The following is a 14,888-nucleotide window of genomic DNA, read 5'->3' as shown; positions in this document are numbered from 1 at the left end:
GGGCCCGCGCCCGGGGGAGTCCCCGGGCGCGGGCCCCGCGCGTTCCGTCAGGCGGTCTGCTCCTCCGGGCGCGCGTGCATCGGCAGCAGGAACGTCACCAGGAAGGACAGGCCGAGGAGCCCGACCTCGACCCACAGCGTGATCTTCATGGCGTCGCCGAACCCGACCTTGGCGGCGTGCTCGCCGGCCCCGGCGACCGCCTTCTGGACGGCGGGCGCCGACTGCGGTGCGGCGGCGACGGCGGCGACGGTGGCCTTCTCGAGCCGGCGGCAGGACGCGGGCACGGCGGCGGCGTCCTTGGCGGTGGCGCGGTCGCGGCCGCAGTCGCGCAGGCCGTCCACGAGGCCGTCCCGCTGCGCGGCCGGAACGGACGCGGCGGCGAGGTCGCGGCGCAGGGCGGCGGCGCCGTCGTCGGCGGCGGACGCGACGTGCCCGCCGAGCACCCCGAAGAAGACCGTGCCGAGGACGGCCGCGCCGAGCGCGCTGCCGAGCTGCTGGACGGCGGTGAGCGTGCCGCCCGCCGAGCCGGTCTCCTCGGGCTCGACGCCCGCCAGCACGGTGTCGAAGAACGGTCCCATCAGCAGGCCCATGCCGATCCCGGTGACGGTCAGCGCGGGGACGAGCTGCCAGGGGGTGACGTCGATCCCGGCGTACCGGAGGGTGAAGTACAGCCCGGCGATCCCGGCGGCCATGATGACGGCGCCCGCGTGGATCACCCTGCGGCCGAAGCGCTGCACGGCCTGCATGACGCCGAACCCGATGACGATGCCGACCGACCACGGGATCTGCGCGAGGCCCGCCTTGAGCGGGGAGTAGCCGAGCCCGAGCTGGAAGAACAGCGCCAGCACCAGGCCGAGGCCGGCGACGCCGGAGAAGAACACCAGGCCGACGACGAGGCCGCCGGTGAAGCCGCGCTTGCGGAACAGGCTCGGCACGATCAGCGGGTCGCCGCCGGAGCGCTGCTTGCGGACCTCGTACCAGGCGAACGCGCCCCACACGACGAGGGAGGCGGCCATCATGGCGAACGTCCAGGCGGGCCAGTCGTGCTCGCGGCCCTGCACGAGGGGGTAGACCAGCAGGCCGGCGCCGAGGGAGGCGAGGGCCGCGCCGGTGAGGTCGAGGCGGGAGGCGTGCTCGGCGCGCCCTTCGGGCAGGAACTTCAGCCCGGCCAGCACGGCGGCGGCGCCCAGCGGCAGGTTGATCAGGAAGATCATCCGCCAGCCGGTGCCGAACAGGTCGGCGTCGATCAGCCAGCCGGCCAGCACCGGGCCGCCGACCGACGACAGCCCCATGACCGGCCCGAACATGGCGAACGCCGCGCCCATCTCCTTCGCCGAGAACATCTGCTTGATCATCCCGATGCCCTGCGGCAGCATCAGCGCGCCGAACAGGCCCTGCACGGCGCGGGAGCCGACCAGCATCCCGGGGGAGCCGGCGATGCCGCACAGCAGCGAGCCGACCGTGAAGCCGGCGGCGCCGATGAGGAACATCCGCTTGCGTCCGTAGAGGTCGCCGAGGCGCCCGCCGGTGATGAGCCCGACGGCCATGGCGAGGGTGTAGGCGGCGGCGAGCCACTGGATGGTGGCCGCGGACCCGCCGAGCTCGGCGCGGATCGTGGGGGCCGCGATGGCCGTGATCAGGGCGTCCAGCATGTCCATGACCTCGCCGGCGAGGATCACGAACAGGGCGACCCAGCGCCAGCGGAAGCCGCCGTCCGCGGTGCCCCGGGCAGGGGAGGTCAGTGTGTCGGTCATGGTCACTCCGGGGGAACGGTGTTCGTTGGTTACGAACAATGTTCTATGGGCGAACGCTGTTCGTGTCAAGTACGATGTTCGTGTTCGAGGAATCCTCTCTGCAATAGAGAAGATATATCGCGATTCGCGATAGTCAAGATGTATCGCGAGATTGGGAGGTCCTGCCGTGGCTGAAGCCGGCCGAGCCGCACGCCCGGAAATGCCGACGCCGCCCGGCCGCAGGCCGCGCAAGGCCCCCTCCGCCCGGCAGCCGCTCACGCAGGAACTCGTCGTCGACACGGCGATCCGCGTCCTGGACGCCGAAGGGCTGGAGGCCGTGACCATGCGCCGCGTCGCCCAGGAGCTCGGCACCGGGCCGGCGTCCCTCTACGCCCACGTCTCGAACAAGGAGGAGCTGCGCGAGCTGATGCTCGACCGGGTGGCCGCCGAGATCCGGCTTCCCGTCCCCGACCCGGCGCGCTGGCAGGAGCAGCTGAAGGAGCTGGCACGCGAGATCCGCCGCGTCTACACCTCGCACCGCGACATCGCGGTGGTGTCGATGTCGCTCATCCCCACCGGGCCCCATCTGCTGGACGTCGCGGAGGCGCAGCTCGCCCTCATGGAAGCCGGCGGCGTCCCGAAGCGGATCGCCGGGCTCGCCGTCAGCACCCTCGGCATGTTCCTCGACGCCGACGCCATCGAGGAGACGATGCACCATGCCAAGACGCCCGCCGGGGCGGGCGACCCGTGGACGTACTTCCAGGCGTACCTCGACCAGATCCGCGAGTACTTCGCCGCCCTGCCGAAGGACCGCTACCCGACGATCTCCGGCATGGTGGACGAGCTCACAGGGGAGGACAGCAACGGGCGCTTCGAGTTCGGCCTCGACATGCTCATCCGGGGGATCGCCTCCTACGTCGAGGAGCCGTCCCGTCCGGAGAGGGAGGGTTAGGCGAAGGCGCGCTCGAACGCCGCGTGCCTGGGGGCGCCCGCGGCGGTGTCCCAGACGGCGAAGACCACGTGCTCGAACCGGTCGGCGAACTCTCCGCCCGGACGCAGCGCCTCGGCGAACACCTCGGCGACCTCGGCCGGGTCGTTGCGGAACACGCCGCAGCCCCAGGCGCCGAGAACGAGCCGGCCGTGCCCGTTGGCCAGCGCCACGGCGAGGACCTTGCGAGCGCGCAGCCGCAGCGCCGCGGGGATCTGCTCGGTCTTGGCGGCGTCACGGATCGCGCCGCGGTTCGGCGCGGGCGACGTCAGGAACGCGACGCCGTAGGGCTCCTCCAGCAGACGTCCGGAGTCCTCCCGGAACACCGGGACGTCCGGCGAGTAGATCATGTGGTCGCTGTAGAGGAGATCTCCCTGCGCGCGGTGGAAGTCGTAGTACTCCCTGGCCGAGCACAGCGACTCGTACAGGCCCGACGAGCGCGCCAGCCCCTCCTCCTGGGCGTGGGCTCCGTTCAGGAAGCCGCCGCCCGGGTTCTTCGCGGACGCGAAGTTGAGCGCGAACGGCGTCGTCCCGGGGGCGCGCAGCCGGCGCGCGGCGGCGAGCGTGGTCTCCCCGGTCACCTCGATCCGCGTCCGCGTGCCGGGGTCGGCGGGAGGGAGCCTCTTCAGCAGCGCGTCCAGCTCGTCCGGCCGGTAGAGGACGGTGCGCCGGACGGCGTCGGCGAGGTCGTCGGCGATCGAGACGGCGCGGCCGGACGGCGCCGTGTAGTCGCCGCGTTCGAGGATGGCCACGGTCTCCTGCGCGGTCATCCGGCGGGGGTGTCTGCTCATGTCCCCCCGGATTCTGCTGGTCGGCCGAACCCGGGCGCAAACCGTTTAAGACCGGCGTTCCGGAAAAAGGGATGGGGGCGTCCGGCGCGTTCGGCCACACTTGGGGCGTGCTTCTGACGATCACCACGACGATGAGCCAGGCGACCGGCCTGGGGTTCCTCCTGCACAAGCATCCGGACCGGGTGCAGCGCTTCGAGCAGTCCTACGGCACGGCGCACGTCTTCTACCCGGATGCGGAGGAGCAGCGCTGCACTGCGGCCTTGCTGCTGGACGTCGACCCGGTCCAGCTCGTGCGCACGCGCGGCAGAGGCACGCCAGACTTCTCACTCGGCCAGTACGTGAACGACCGTCCGTACGCGGCGTCGTCGCTCCTGGCGTCTGCCATGGCGAACGTGTTCCGCACCGCCATGCGGGGCCGCTGCGACCTGCGTCCCGAACTGGCGGAGACGCCCATCCCGCTGGAGGTCGTCCTTCCCGCCCTCCCGTGCAGGGGCGGGCCCGGCCAGGCCGAACGGTTCTTCGCCCCGCTCGGCTGGGAGGTGGCGGCCGCGCCCGTGCCGCTCGACCCGGAGTTCCCCGAATGGGGCGACTCCCGGTACGTGACGCTCACCCTGACCGGGACCCTGCGGCTCGCCGACGCCCTCAACCAGCTGTACGTGCTGCTGCCCGTCCTGGACGATGCCAAGCACTACTGGATGGCGCCCGACGAGGTCGACAAGCTCATCCGGGCGGGGGAGGGCTGGCTGGCCGCGCACCCCGACCGCGGTGCCATCACGCGCCGGTACCTGGCCAACCGGCGCAGCCTCGTGCAGTCGGCGCTGGGCCGTCTCGCCGACGCCGAGGAGGCGCCCGACGAGGAACTCGACCCCGTGGAGGTGGAGGAGGAGGGGCCCGCCTCCGAGGAGGGCCAGGAAGAGGCGGCGCCGGAGGAGACGTCCGTCTCGCTCGCGGAACTGCGTCTGCGGTCGGTGGTGCGGGCGCTGCACGACGAGGACGCCCGCCGGGTCATCGACCTCGGCTGCGGCTCGGGGAAGCTGCTGGCGCGGCTGGCCAAGGACGAGTTCTTCAGCGAGATGTCCGGGTCGGACGTCTCGTACCGCGCGCTCGGCCACGCATCGCGGCGCCTGCGACTGGACAAGCAGCCGCGCCGCGAGAACGACCGCGTGCGGGACGTCTTCCAGGGCGCGCTCACCTATGCCGACGAGCGGTTCCGCGGGTACGAGGCGGCCGTGCTGATGGAGGTCATCGAGCACATCGACCCCCCGCGCCTCAGCGCCGTCGAGCGGGTCGTGTTCGGCCACGCCTCGCCCCGCGTGGTGGTCGTCACGACCCCGAACGCCGAGCACAACGTCCGCTACGAGGGGCTGGCGCCGGGGGCGATGCGCCACCCCGACCACCGTTTCGAATGGACGCGGGCGGAGTTCCGCGCCTGGGCGGACCGGGTCGCCGCCGAGCACGGCTACCGCGTCCGCCACGTACCCGTCGGCGACGACGACCCCGAGGTCGGCGCGCCGACGCAGATGGGAGTGTTCACGCGATGACCGAGATCAAGATCCCGGAGATGGGGCTGGTCGTGCTCGTCGGCGTGTCCGGGTCGGGCAAGTCGCACTTCGCGCGTAAGCACTTCAAGCCGACCCAGGTGGTGTCGTCGGACTTCTGCCGCGGGGCCGTGTCGGACGACGAGAACGACCAGTCGGCCACTGGTGACGCGTTCGACCTCCTGCACTACATCGTGGGCAAGCGGCTGCGGCGCGGCCTGCTGACCGTGGTGGACGCGACCAACGTGCAGAGCAAGGCGCGGGAGTCGCTGCTGCGGCTGGCCAAGGAGCACGACGTCCTGTCGGCCGCGATCGTGCTGGACGTCCCCGAAGGCCTCGCCGCCGAGCGCAACGCCGGGCGCCCGGACCGGGACCTGGCCCCGCACGTCATCCCGCGCCAGCGCCGCGAGCTGCGGCGCGGCATGCGGTCGCTGGGCCGCGAGTTCCGCCGCGTCCACGTCCTGAACGGTCCCGACGAGATCGACGCCGCGACGATCCGGTACGAGAAGGCCTGGAACGACAGGCGTGAGCTGACCGGCCCGTTCGACGTCATCGGGGACGTGCACGGCTGCCGCGCGGAGCTGGAGGACCTCCTCGCCGGCCTCGGCTACGAGATCGTCCGGGACGCGCGGGGACGCGCCGCGGGCGCGAGCCACCCCGGCGGGCGGTCCGCCGTCTTCGTCGGCGACCTGGTCGACCGCGGGCCCGACTCGCCGGGCGTGCTGCGCCTGGTGATGGGCATGGTGGCCGCCGGCGACGCCCTGTGCGTCTCGGGCAACCACGAGGCCAAGCTCGTCCGCGCCCTGCGCGGGCGCAAGGTGCGCGTCGCGCACGGGCTCGCCGAGTCGCTGGAGCAGCTCGCCGCCGAGGACGAGGACTTCCGCGACGGCGCCCTGCGGTTCATGGACGGCCTCATCAGCCACTACGTCCTGGACGGCGGGCGCCTGGTCGTCGCGCACGCCGGGCTCAAGGAGGACTACCACGGCCGCGCGTCCGGACGGGTCCGCTCGTTCGCGCTCTACGGCGACACGACCGGGGAGACCGACGAGTACGGCCTGCCGGTGCGCTACCCGTGGGCGCGCGACTACCGGGGCAAGGCGATGGTCGTGTACGGCCACACGCCCGTCCCGGAGGCGGAATGGGTGAACAACACCATCTGCCTGGACACCGGCGCGGTGTTCGGCGGGAAGCTGACGGCGCTGCGGTATCCGGAGCGCGAGCTGGTGTCGGTGCCGGCGCGGCAGGTCTGGTACGAGCCGACGCGCCCGCTGTCGGCGCCGGCCGGGACGAGTGCGGGCGGCCACCGGGAGAACGAGGTCCTCAACATCGGGGACGTCCTCGGGAACCAGGGCGTCGAGACGCGCCTGATGGGCCGCGTCTCGGTCCGGGAGGAGAACGCGCTGGCCGCGCTGGAGGTGATGAGCCGGTTCGCCGTGGACCCGCGCTGGCTCGTCTACCTGCCGCCCACCATGGCGCCCGCAGAGACCTCGCCCCTGCCGGGGTACCTGGAGCATCCGGCCGAGGCCCTCGCCGCGTACCGGAGCAGGGGCGTCCTGCGCGCGGTGTGCGAGGAGAAGCACATGGGCTCGCGCGCCGTGGCGGTCGTGTGCCGCGACGCCTCGGTGGCCGCGGAGCGGTTCGGGGTGGACGACGGGACGACCGGCGCGGTCTACACGCGCACCGGGCGCTCCTTCTTCCGCGACCCGGCCCGCACGGCCGAGGTCCTGGACCGGCTCCGCGCCGCCATCGGCGCGGCGGGGCTCTGGGACGAGCTGGACACCGGATGGCTCGTCCTCGACGGCGAGCTGCTGCCGTGGTCGGCGAAGGCGATGGACCTCATCCGCACCCAGTACGCGGCGACCGGCGCGGCGGCCCGCGCCGCCCTGCCGGTGGCGGCCGACGTGCTCGCGCGGGCGGACGGGCGGGGGCTCGACGTCGGCGGCCTGCGCGAGCGCATCGACCGGCGGGCGGCGAACGCGTTCCGGTTCCGCGACGCGTACGCGCGCTACTGCTGGACGGTGGACGGCCTGACCGGCGTGCGCTTCGCGCCGTTCCAGGTCCTGGCCGGGGAAGGCCGCTCCTGGGCGGCCCTGCGCGACCACGAGTGGCACATGTCCGTGGCCGGGCGGCTCGCGGAGAGCGACGCGAGCGGTCTCGTCCAGCGGACGGCGTCGCTGACCGTCGACCTGGGTTCGCCGGAGTCGGAGTCGGAGGCCGCGGCCGCCGAGTGGTGGGAGAAGCTCACCGCGGCGGGCGGCGAGGGCATGGTGGTCAAGCCGCTGGGGCCGCTCCCGGAGGACGCCAAGGTACAGCCCGGGATCAAGTGCCGCGGGCCGGAGTACCTGCGCATCATCTACGGGCCCGACTACCGCGAGCCGGAGCACCTCGACCGGCTGCGCCGCCGGTCGCTCGGGCGCAAGCGGTCGCTGGCGATGCGCGAGCACGCGCTCGGCGCCGAGGCCCTCGACCGGCTCGCGGGCGGGGAGCCGCTGTGGCGCGTCCACCAGGCGGTCTTCGCCGTCCTGGCGTTGGAGTCCGAGCCGGTGGACCCGCGCCTGTAGGCCGTTCGCGCGCGCCACGGCCCGCTCCCTCGGGGCGGGCCGTGGCCGCGCGGTCAGGTGGAGAAGAGCATGTGGAACACGCCGCCGTGGTGCGGGCGGTGGTGCCCGCCGTGGTGATGGTGGTGGACGGCCGGCGCCGGAGCGCCCCAGCCGGGCGCCGCGGCGGGCGGCGGCGCCGCGCGGTACTGCGACTCCATCTGGCCCAGGGCCTCAAGCTCGCCGTAGTCGAGGAAGATGCCCCGGCAGCTGTCACATTGCTCGATGTGGACGCCGCTGCGGGTGTAGGTCCGCATCACGCCACGACACTTAGGGCAGTGCATCGCCTTGTCGTCCTTCCGGTATGGATCCCCAGATAGAGGCTAAATGTAGGCCAGGTTCGGCGCCACGTCATGCCGCGTCCCCCGCCGCGGATATTCTCACGCAGGCGTCGACCATCGCCTGCTCCGCACCGTCGAGTGGCCGATCTTTCCTCCCGGCGGATATGACGCACGTGGCCGCGATCTGGATCGCAAGACTTCGGGCGGGCACGTCGAGGGCCGTCCAGGGATCGCCCTGCGCGGGGACGGCCGGGCCGCCCGCCTTCCTGTACGAGCCCAGGAAGCGCGCCCAGTCCTGTGGTGGGAGGACCCCGGCGGAGTAGAGCGCCGCAGGACGTGCGAGGTCCCATGCGGGGTCGCCCCTGCCGAGATCCTCGATGTCGATGAGCCGCCATCGCCCGCCCGGTGCGCGGACCATCTGCCCCAGATGCCAGTCGCCGTGGATGAGGCACGGGGTGCGCCCCTCGGGCTCCGTCTCCTCGCCGCGTATCCAGGCCGGGAGAGTGGTGAACGCGCGGCGCACCGCGTCCTCGGCGGGACCGTCCTCCAGACGGGCGACCAGACGCGCCACCCGTGCCGGGCGCCCCCACGCGGGCGCGTCGGCCGGGACGGGTTCCGAGTGCAGGGCGGCCAGGAGCCGGGCGCCTTCCTCCCAGGGAAGTTCCTTGGCCGGATCCACGGGCTCTCCGAACGTCGCGAGCGTGACCGTGCGGCCGTCCACGATGAGCGGCGGGCCCAGAGCGCCGATGACCAGATCGGGCAGCGCTCCCGCCAGCCGTATCCGGGCGAGGAACGGTTCTCCGAGCTCCCGGTCGGCCTGGTGCGCCTTCACGACCACGTCCCCGACGCGGACGACGAGCACACCGTGCCGGTCGTAGAGGGTTTCCGGCCGTCCGTCCTGGGTGGCCTTCTGCCGCCCGATCTCGGCGAGCCGTGTGAAGAGCCCTGGCTGGACGGTCTCGGTGTGCACCCGACCAGTCAACCACTCCGGGCGGGGCCCATCCGCTCCGCCGACGAGGCGGCGAACTCGTCCCGCAGCCGCTGCCGGACGACTTTGCCCAGCATGTTCCGGGGGAGTTCCGTCCGGGGCAGGAACTCGGAGGGCACCTTGTAGTGCGACAGGTAGCGTTCGCAATGCCGGCGCAGCTCGTCCGCCGAGAACGGGTAGGCGGGGTGTTCCACCACGTGGGCGATGATGCGCTCGCCGCGCCGGGCGTCGGGGACGCCGACCACGGCGCAGTCGTGCACGGCCGGGTGGCGGCGCAGCACCTTCTCCACTTCGGACGGGGACACGGTGAAGCCGCTCACCTTGATCATGTCTCGCTGGCGGTCCACGATGGTGAGGAAGCCCTTCTCGTCCATCACCCCTATGTCACCCGTGCGGAGCCAGCCCTTCGACAGGGTCTGCGCGGTGGCGAGCGGCGCGTTCCAGTAGCCCGCGAACACCTGCGGCCCGCGCACGACGACCTCCCCCGTCCCGCCCGGCGGCAGGACCTTCGTCGGCTCGTCCTGGTCGACGATGACGACGTCGGTCATGGGCAGCGGCAGCCCGACCGTCAGGTTCCGCGCCCCGCCGCCCAGCGGGTTCGCGGTGACCGCCGGGGACGCCTCGGTCAGCCCGTAGCAGTTGATCAGGCCCCTGGCCCCGACCTCGGCGAGCCGGTCGATCGTGCTCCGCGACAGCCCCATCGCCCCGGAGATGAAGATGCGCGGCGAGCGCAGGTCGTCAGGCCGGAACCGCGGGCTGTCGAGCACCTGCTCGTACAGCGTCGACACCCCGGGGAAGATGGTCGGCCGGTACTTGCGGAGCGCGCGGACCACGCGGTCGCCGTCGTAGCGGGGGAGCAGCACCACCGCCCCGGCCGTCATCACGGGCGCGACGAGGCAGCTCATCAGCCCGAACGAGTGGAACAGCGGCAGGACCGCCAGGGTCACGTCCTCGCCGGGACGCCCTTCGAGGTCCCACGCGTGCTGCTGGCAGGCGTTCGCGACGAGATTGCGGTGGGTCAGCATCGCGCCCTTGGGACGCCCCTCCGTCCCGCCGGTGTACTGGATGGCGGCCAGATGCCTGGACGGGTCCAAGGGCAGTTGCTGTACGCGGCGCGCGGGCGCCCTCTGCAGCTCCTTGAACGGGATGACGCCCGGGTCGTTCGGCACGTCCGCGGTGATGGCCGCGCGCCGCCGCTGCATCTGCACGAGCGGGAGGCGCAGGGCGATCCGCCTGCCGACCGGGAGGAAGTCGGCCAGGGACGTCACGATGACGTGCTCCAGACCCAGCCGGTCCCGCACGGCCTTCACCGTCTTGTAGGAACGATCCAGCACGACGGCGACGCGCGCGCCGCAGTCGGCGAGCTGCCGGAGCATCTCCTCCTCGGTGTAGAGGGGGTTGTGCTGGACCGCGATCGCGCCCCTGCGCAGCACGCCGAAGAACGCGATGACCTGCTGCGGGCAGTTCGGGAGGATCAGCGCGACCCGGTCGCCGGGCTGCACTCCCAGCCGGTGCAGCCCGTCGGCGAACCGGTCCACGGCCTCGCGCAGGTCGCGGTAGCCGATCCGCCGGCCGAAGAAGATCAGCGCGTGGTTGCGCGGGTACCGGTCCGCGGCATCGTCGAGCAGGCGCGTGACGGGGACGTCCGGGACGACGATCTCCCGGGGCACCCCCGGCTGATACCACTGCCGCCAGGGTGAGGAGCGCAGTGACGAGTGCCACATAACGCTCGATTGAACCATCTCCGGCACCTCCGCGAGAGGTGAGTTCCTCTCGCCCCGCCCCCCGAGGACTCGATCGCGCGGGAAGCCGCTGTGAGACCGGCGGGTTGACGGTCCCCCGGCGGCGCTCTAGTTTCGGTCCAGTCCTTAATTGGGTCGTAGGGAGATCGCGGCGGAAGCGGCGGAGCCGTGCTGGCCGGCCGAGCCGTTCGGGGTGTTGGGAGAACGATGAGGATCGCGTTCGCGGGACTGGCCACCACCTACCACCCCGATGTCGACGCTCAGTTGCTGCGCGACCGGGCGATCACCGAGCTCGTCGTCTGGGGCGACGAGGACGGGTCCTTCGCGGCGCGGCACGGCGCCAGGCCGGTCCGATCGCTGGAGGAACTCGTCGCGGCGGGGCCGGACGCCGCCGTCGTCACCTGCCGGCCGCGTGCCGTGCCCGAGGTCGTGCGCCGGCTGGCGGAGGCCGGCATCCCGGTGTTCGTGACCAAACCCGCCGTCGGCACCGCAGCCGATCTCGACCGGCTGGACCAGGTCGTCGAGACCGCCTCGACCCCGGTGACGACGTGCTCGGTGCTGCGGTTCGCGCCGGCGGTGAGAAGGCTCGCCGAGACGGTTCGCGCGATGGAAGGCGGTGCGGCCTCGGACGTTCTCGGGGTGCGCGTCACCGTGCGGCACTCCGTGGCGGCCTACCTGTCTCCCGAACGCCGCTGGCTCGACGACCCGGCCGAGGGCGGCGGCACTCTGGCGACGATGGGCCTGCACGGCGTCGAACTGGCGTCCGCGGTCCTCGGGCCCGGACTCGACGCGCACTGGGCGAGCCGGTCGGTCCGCGTCCACCGCGGATCGCTGTCGGAGGACACCGGAGTGATCGCCCTGGCCTGGCCGGACGGGCGGTACGGCCTCGTGGAGGTCCTCGGCGCGACCGATGAGGACCGGTACGAGGTCGCCGTGCACACCAGGCAGGGGACGCGGACGGCCGCGCTCACGGGCGACGAGGACGACCCGTTCGAGACGTTCGGCTACGCCGGGACGGTGGACGCCTTCCTCGGCGGAGTCCGCGAGGGCCGGGCCGCCGTCCCCTGGACGACGACCCGTGAGGTCCTCGGCGCCGTCGTCGACGCGCGGAACTCGGCGTTTCCCGCTGTCAGTCGCGCAGATCCACCCGGAACAGCTCCGCGCCGTCGCTGAACAGGAGCCGGTGGTCGCCCTGCACCGCCAGCCTGCGGAGCGGATGCTCGGCCACCAGGGTGGGCGCCCGCCCGGACTCGGGGTCGATCCGGTAGATCCGGCCGCCGTCCATGCCGGCGTACAGCGCCTTCCGGGTCGCGACGATGTCGCCGCCCGCGGTGGTCGAGCCCAGGACGAAGCGCCTGAGGACCCGGCCGCGGCGCGGATCGACGGAGAACACGGTCGTTCCGGCGACCCCCCAGAGCTTCCGGTCGGGGCCGATGGTGACGGAGCCGACGGTTCCGGCACCGGGCACGGGGAGGGTCTCCCACAGCTTGCGGCTCCGGGCGACGTCCCAGGCGAACACCGCCCCCTCCTTGCGGGTCGGTGGCGTCGTGCCCAGACCACCGGTGATCGACGTCCCCCCCGTAGACGACGCCGTCGCGCGCGGTCAGGGAGAAGACGCTCTCGTCCTGGACGACGTTCCGGGCGACCTGGGTCTGGCCCGTCTCCGGGTCGTGGACGGCCAGCGCCCCGCCGAGCCGGTCGCCCTCGGGCACCGCCCCGACGGCGATCTTGCCGTCGACCTCGGCGAGCGCACGAGCGCGCATCTGCAGCTCGGGCTTGAGGTTGACCGCGAGCCGGGGATTGTCGGGCGTACCGGCCGGACCGGGCGAGTACTCCGGGCTGCTCCACGGCTCGGACGGGTCGTAGGAGTAGAGCCGGGCGTCGGGGTACGCGCCGATCCATACCCTTCCGTCGGATGCCTCCAGCACCGACTCGACCTGGGAGAAGCGGTTGAAGGCGGCCGTGCCCGACTCCGGGTCGACCAGCGAGAGGCCGCCGTTGAGGAATCCGCCCGCGTAGGCCCGGGCGCGTCCGCCCGCGACCGACAGGATCTCGATCGGCTCGCGGCGGACCCCGCGTCGCGTACCTCTACACGGTGTCGACCGTGGCGGCCGGCAGTCCGCGCCGGCTCAGCGCGTCCAGCCCTCCGAACGCGTGACCGTGCGGCTCTCGGGCGTGGTCGGCTCCACCACGCGGCCCTCGTAGGCGGTCGACAGGACGATGTGCGAGTTCATCTCGCCGTGCTCACCGAGGCGTTCCAGGAGCCCTTCCAGGTGCGGCATCGAGGCGACCCGCACCTTCAGCATCGAGCACCAGTTGCCGCTCAGCTTGTGGACCTCGGTGACCTCGGGCAGGTCCTCGGCGGCGGACGTCTTGAGCAGGCAGCGGCCGAGGGCGCAGCGCATCTGGACGAAGGCCGTCAGCGGCTGGCCGACCTTGGCCGGATCGACGCTCGCCCGGTATCCGGTGATCACGCCGGTCTCCTCGAGGCGCCGCACCCGTTCGGCGACCGCCGGGGGCGACAGGTTCACCAGGGCCGCGAGGCGGTTGAACGACAGGCGGCCGTCCCGCTGCAGCTCGGCGAGGATCCGCCAGTCCGTCTGATCCATGTGGAAGGTCCCTTCGGGGAATCGCTTTGCAACCTACAAGTCGAAAGGACTGGACGCCAGGGATCATCTATTCCGTCCGGGAATCGGCGTTTCTAGCGTTAAGGCATGGAGAAACGATCCCGTCCGATGGCGGCCCTCTGCTCCGGCGTCGCCCTGATGAACGCGTCCATGGCGGTGGCGAGCGCGACCGCGACCCTGGTCGCCGCGGACCGGCTCGGCGCCGGATGGGGAGGCGTGCCGAACACCGCCGGCATCGTCGGGACGGGCGCCGGCGCGCTCGCGCTGACCCGGCTCGTGCGGACGAGCCGCCGCCGCGCCTTCGTCCTCGGCTACGCCGCCGCGGCGGCGGGCGCCTGCCTGGCCGCCCTGGCGGTCGCGAACGGCGACGTCATCAGGCTCTGCCTCGGGATGCTGCTGCTCGGCCTCGGCAACGCCGGGGCCCAGCTCTCGCGGTACGCGGCGGCCGACCTGCACCCGGCCGGACGGCGCGGCCTCGCCATCGGGCTCGTGGTGTGGTGCGCGGCGGCCGGCGCCGTCGGCGGGCCGCTGCTGCTCGACCCGTCCGGCGCGGCGGCCGCCGGCGCCGGCCTCCCCGCGTTCACCGGCCCGTTCCTGCTGGCCGTCCTGACCTGCGCGGTCGCCGCCGGCACCGCGACCGGCGGGCCCGCCGGCCGGGCGGGGGCGCAGGGCTCGCCGCCGCCGCTGCGCCGGCTGGCCCGCACCCCGGCCGCCCGCTCCGCGCTGGCGGTGATGGCCACGGCCCAGGTCGTGATGGTCGCCGTCATGACGGCCGCGCCGCTGGACATGCACCTGCACGGCGACGGCCTCGGGGCGGTCGGCATGACGCTGTCCGCGCACACGCTCGGCATGTTCGCCCTGTCACCGCTGACCGGGCGGATGACCGACCGGTACGGCGCGCAGCCGGTGATCCTCGCGGGCCTGGCCGTCCTCGCCCTGTCCACGGCGTTCGCGGCGGTCGCGACCGGGTCGCCGGGGCGCGCCGCGGCCCTCTTCCTGCTCGGGTACGGCTGGAACCTGTGCTTCGTCGGCGGCAGCGCGCGCCTCGCCCGCGACCTGCCCGAGGCGGAGCGCCAGCACACCGAGGGCGCCGTCGACGCGGCCGTCTGGACGGTCGCCGCCGCGGCGAGCCTGCTGTCCACGGCCGTCCTGTCGGCGGGCGGGTACGCCGCCCTGGCCTGGGCGTCCTGCGCCGGGGCCCTCGCCGTCGCGGCCGGCCAGGTACGGCGCCGCGCGCCGCTGGCCCGTCCGGAGCCGGACGGGCGGGGGATCGGACGGCCGTGACAGGGTCAGATGCGGCCGGTGCCGCGGCAGACGTTGCACCGCTCGTGGGTGGCGGTGCTGGTGCCGGTGCCGTTGCAACCGGGGCACGACCGCGTCGCCGGTTTGTTGTGCTTGCCCAAGTCCACCACCCCCTGGGGGTTCATCCTAGGGGCTCGGCCGATCCCATGCCGTGCCCGCTTATGAGTTCGACGGCGGGACGCCGCGGGTTCACCGGCGCGCCGGTGCGCCGCCGCTCTTCAGCGGGTAGGCGTTCAGCTCGGTAAGGGTCCCCTGCACGGCCCCTCCTACCTGAGAGCGGTCAGGCGGTCGAACATCGGGC

Annotated in this window: 12 protein-coding genes; 5 read left to right on the top strand and 7 right to left on the bottom strand. The window is 73.2% G+C overall.

All coding sequences use genetic code 11. The features are described from left to right. Positions 1-47 precede the first annotated feature (47 nt). A complete protein-coding gene (locus AB0C84_RS38875) occupies positions 48-1,754 on the bottom strand; it encodes an MFS transporter (protein ID WP_361076034.1) in 1,707 nt (568 codons plus the stop codon). A gap of 166 nt (positions 1,755-1,920) precedes the next feature. Between AB0C84_RS38875 and AB0C84_RS38870 the strand changes: the two genes are divergently transcribed. After that, positions 1,921-2,685, top strand: coding sequence for a TetR/AcrR family transcriptional regulator C-terminal domain-containing protein (locus AB0C84_RS38870; RefSeq protein WP_361076031.1), 765 nt, complete (start codon positions 1,921-1,923; stop codon positions 2,683-2,685). Here the strand turns inward: AB0C84_RS38870 and AB0C84_RS38865 are convergent. Continuing rightward, a complete protein-coding gene (locus tag AB0C84_RS38865) occupies positions 2,682-3,512 on the bottom strand; it encodes a TIGR02452 family protein (RefSeq protein ID WP_361076028.1) in 831 nt (276 codons plus the stop codon). The two genes, AB0C84_RS38870 and AB0C84_RS38865, sit on opposite strands and share 4 nt — an antisense overlap. 107 nt (positions 3,513-3,619) lie before the next feature. Here AB0C84_RS38865 and AB0C84_RS38860 point away from each other — a divergent pair, with 107 nt between their 5' ends. Beyond that, positions 3,620-5,053, top strand: a complete 1,434-nt coding sequence (locus tag AB0C84_RS38860; RefSeq protein WP_361076025.1) for a 3' terminal RNA ribose 2'-O-methyltransferase Hen1 — start codon at positions 3,620-3,622, stop codon at positions 5,051-5,053. Beyond that, positions 5,050-7,611: a polynucleotide kinase-phosphatase gene (locus tag AB0C84_RS38855; protein ID WP_361076022.1), complete on the top strand. Its 2,562-nt coding sequence runs from the start codon at positions 5,050-5,052 to the stop codon at positions 7,609-7,611. The genes AB0C84_RS38860 and AB0C84_RS38855 overlap by 4 nt, the downstream gene beginning before the upstream one ends. Before the next feature lie 53 nt (positions 7,612-7,664). On the opposite strand, the gene AB0C84_RS38850 is transcribed toward AB0C84_RS38855, so the two are convergent. The 3 genes from AB0C84_RS38850 to AB0C84_RS38840 form a co-directional block, all read right to left on the bottom strand. Then, on the bottom strand, positions 7,665-7,931 hold the full coding sequence (locus AB0C84_RS38850) for a zf-TFIIB domain-containing protein (protein ID WP_179847349.1): 267 nt from the start codon (positions 7,929-7,931) through the stop codon (positions 7,665-7,667). Positions 7,932-7,998: 67 nt separating this feature from the next. Further along, positions 7,999-8,898: an aminoglycoside phosphotransferase family protein gene (locus AB0C84_RS38845; RefSeq protein ID WP_361076019.1), complete on the bottom strand. Its 900-nt coding sequence runs from the start codon at positions 8,896-8,898 to the stop codon at positions 7,999-8,001. 8 nt (positions 8,899-8,906) lie between these two features. After that, positions 8,907-10,586 carry an AMP-binding protein gene (locus AB0C84_RS38840; protein WP_361076016.1) on the bottom strand — a complete coding sequence of 560 codons (1,680 nt, stop codon included), beginning with the start codon at positions 10,584-10,586 and terminating at the stop codon, positions 8,907-8,909. A gap of 279 nt (positions 10,587-10,865) precedes the next feature. On the opposite strand from AB0C84_RS38840, the gene AB0C84_RS38835 reads away from it, so the two are divergent. Next, positions 10,866-11,831 (top strand): Gfo/Idh/MocA family oxidoreductase, encoded by a 966-nt coding sequence (locus AB0C84_RS38835; RefSeq protein ID WP_361076013.1) that lies wholly within the window; start codon positions 10,866-10,868, stop codon positions 11,829-11,831. Here AB0C84_RS38835 and AB0C84_RS38830 read toward each other — a convergent pair. Both AB0C84_RS38830 and AB0C84_RS38825 read right to left on the bottom strand, forming a co-directional pair. Then, positions 11,788-12,177, bottom strand: coding sequence for a hypothetical protein (locus AB0C84_RS38830; protein WP_361076010.1), 390 nt, complete (start codon positions 12,175-12,177; stop codon positions 11,788-11,790). The genes AB0C84_RS38835 and AB0C84_RS38830 overlap by 44 nt on opposite strands. A 610-nt stretch (positions 12,178-12,787) precedes the next feature. Further along, positions 12,788-13,267 (bottom strand): Lrp/AsnC family transcriptional regulator, encoded by a 480-nt coding sequence (locus AB0C84_RS38825; protein WP_361076007.1) that lies wholly within the window; start codon positions 13,265-13,267, stop codon positions 12,788-12,790. A 105-nt stretch (positions 13,268-13,372) separates the two neighbouring features. On the opposite strand from AB0C84_RS38825, the gene AB0C84_RS38820 reads away from it, so the two are divergent. After that, positions 13,373-14,569: an MFS transporter gene (locus tag AB0C84_RS38820; RefSeq protein WP_361076004.1), complete on the top strand. Its 1,197-nt coding sequence runs from the start codon at positions 13,373-13,375 to the stop codon at positions 14,567-14,569. The last annotated feature ends 319 nt before the right edge of the window (positions 14,570-14,888 follow it).

This window comes from Actinomadura sp. NPDC048955 (genome assembly GCF_040649435.1).
Lineage (GTDB): Bacteria > Actinomycetota > Actinomycetes > Streptosporangiales > Streptosporangiaceae > Spirillospora > Spirillospora luteofluorescens.
Note: the sequence above shows the minus strand (reverse complement) of the source record. Positions and strands in the feature narration are given on the sequence as shown.

Bases quoted from the DNA above. Each gene is read 5' to 3' on its own strand.
- AB0C84_RS38875 (WP_361076034.1), bottom strand. From the start codon at position 1,754: ATGACCGACACACTGACCTCCCCTGCCCGGGGCACCGCGGACGGCGGC.
- AB0C84_RS38865 (WP_361076028.1), bottom strand. From the start codon at position 3,512: ATGAGCAGACACCCCCGCCGGATGACCGCGCAGGAGACCGTGGCCATC.
- AB0C84_RS38825 (WP_361076007.1), bottom strand. From the start codon at position 13,267: ATGGATCAGACGGACTGGCGGATCCTCGCCGAGCTGCAGCGGGACGGC.
- AB0C84_RS38850 (WP_179847349.1), bottom strand. From the start codon at position 7,931: ATGCACTGCCCTAAGTGTCGTGGCGTGATGCGGACCTACACCCGCAGC.
- AB0C84_RS38855 (WP_361076022.1), top strand. From the start codon at position 5,050: ATGACCGAGATCAAGATCCCGGAGATGGGGCTGGTCGTGCTCGTCGGC.
- AB0C84_RS38820 (WP_361076004.1), top strand. From the start codon at position 13,373: ATGGAGAAACGATCCCGTCCGATGGCGGCCCTCTGCTCCGGCGTCGCC.
- AB0C84_RS38835 (WP_361076013.1), top strand. From the start codon at position 10,866: ATGAGGATCGCGTTCGCGGGACTGGCCACCACCTACCACCCCGATGTC.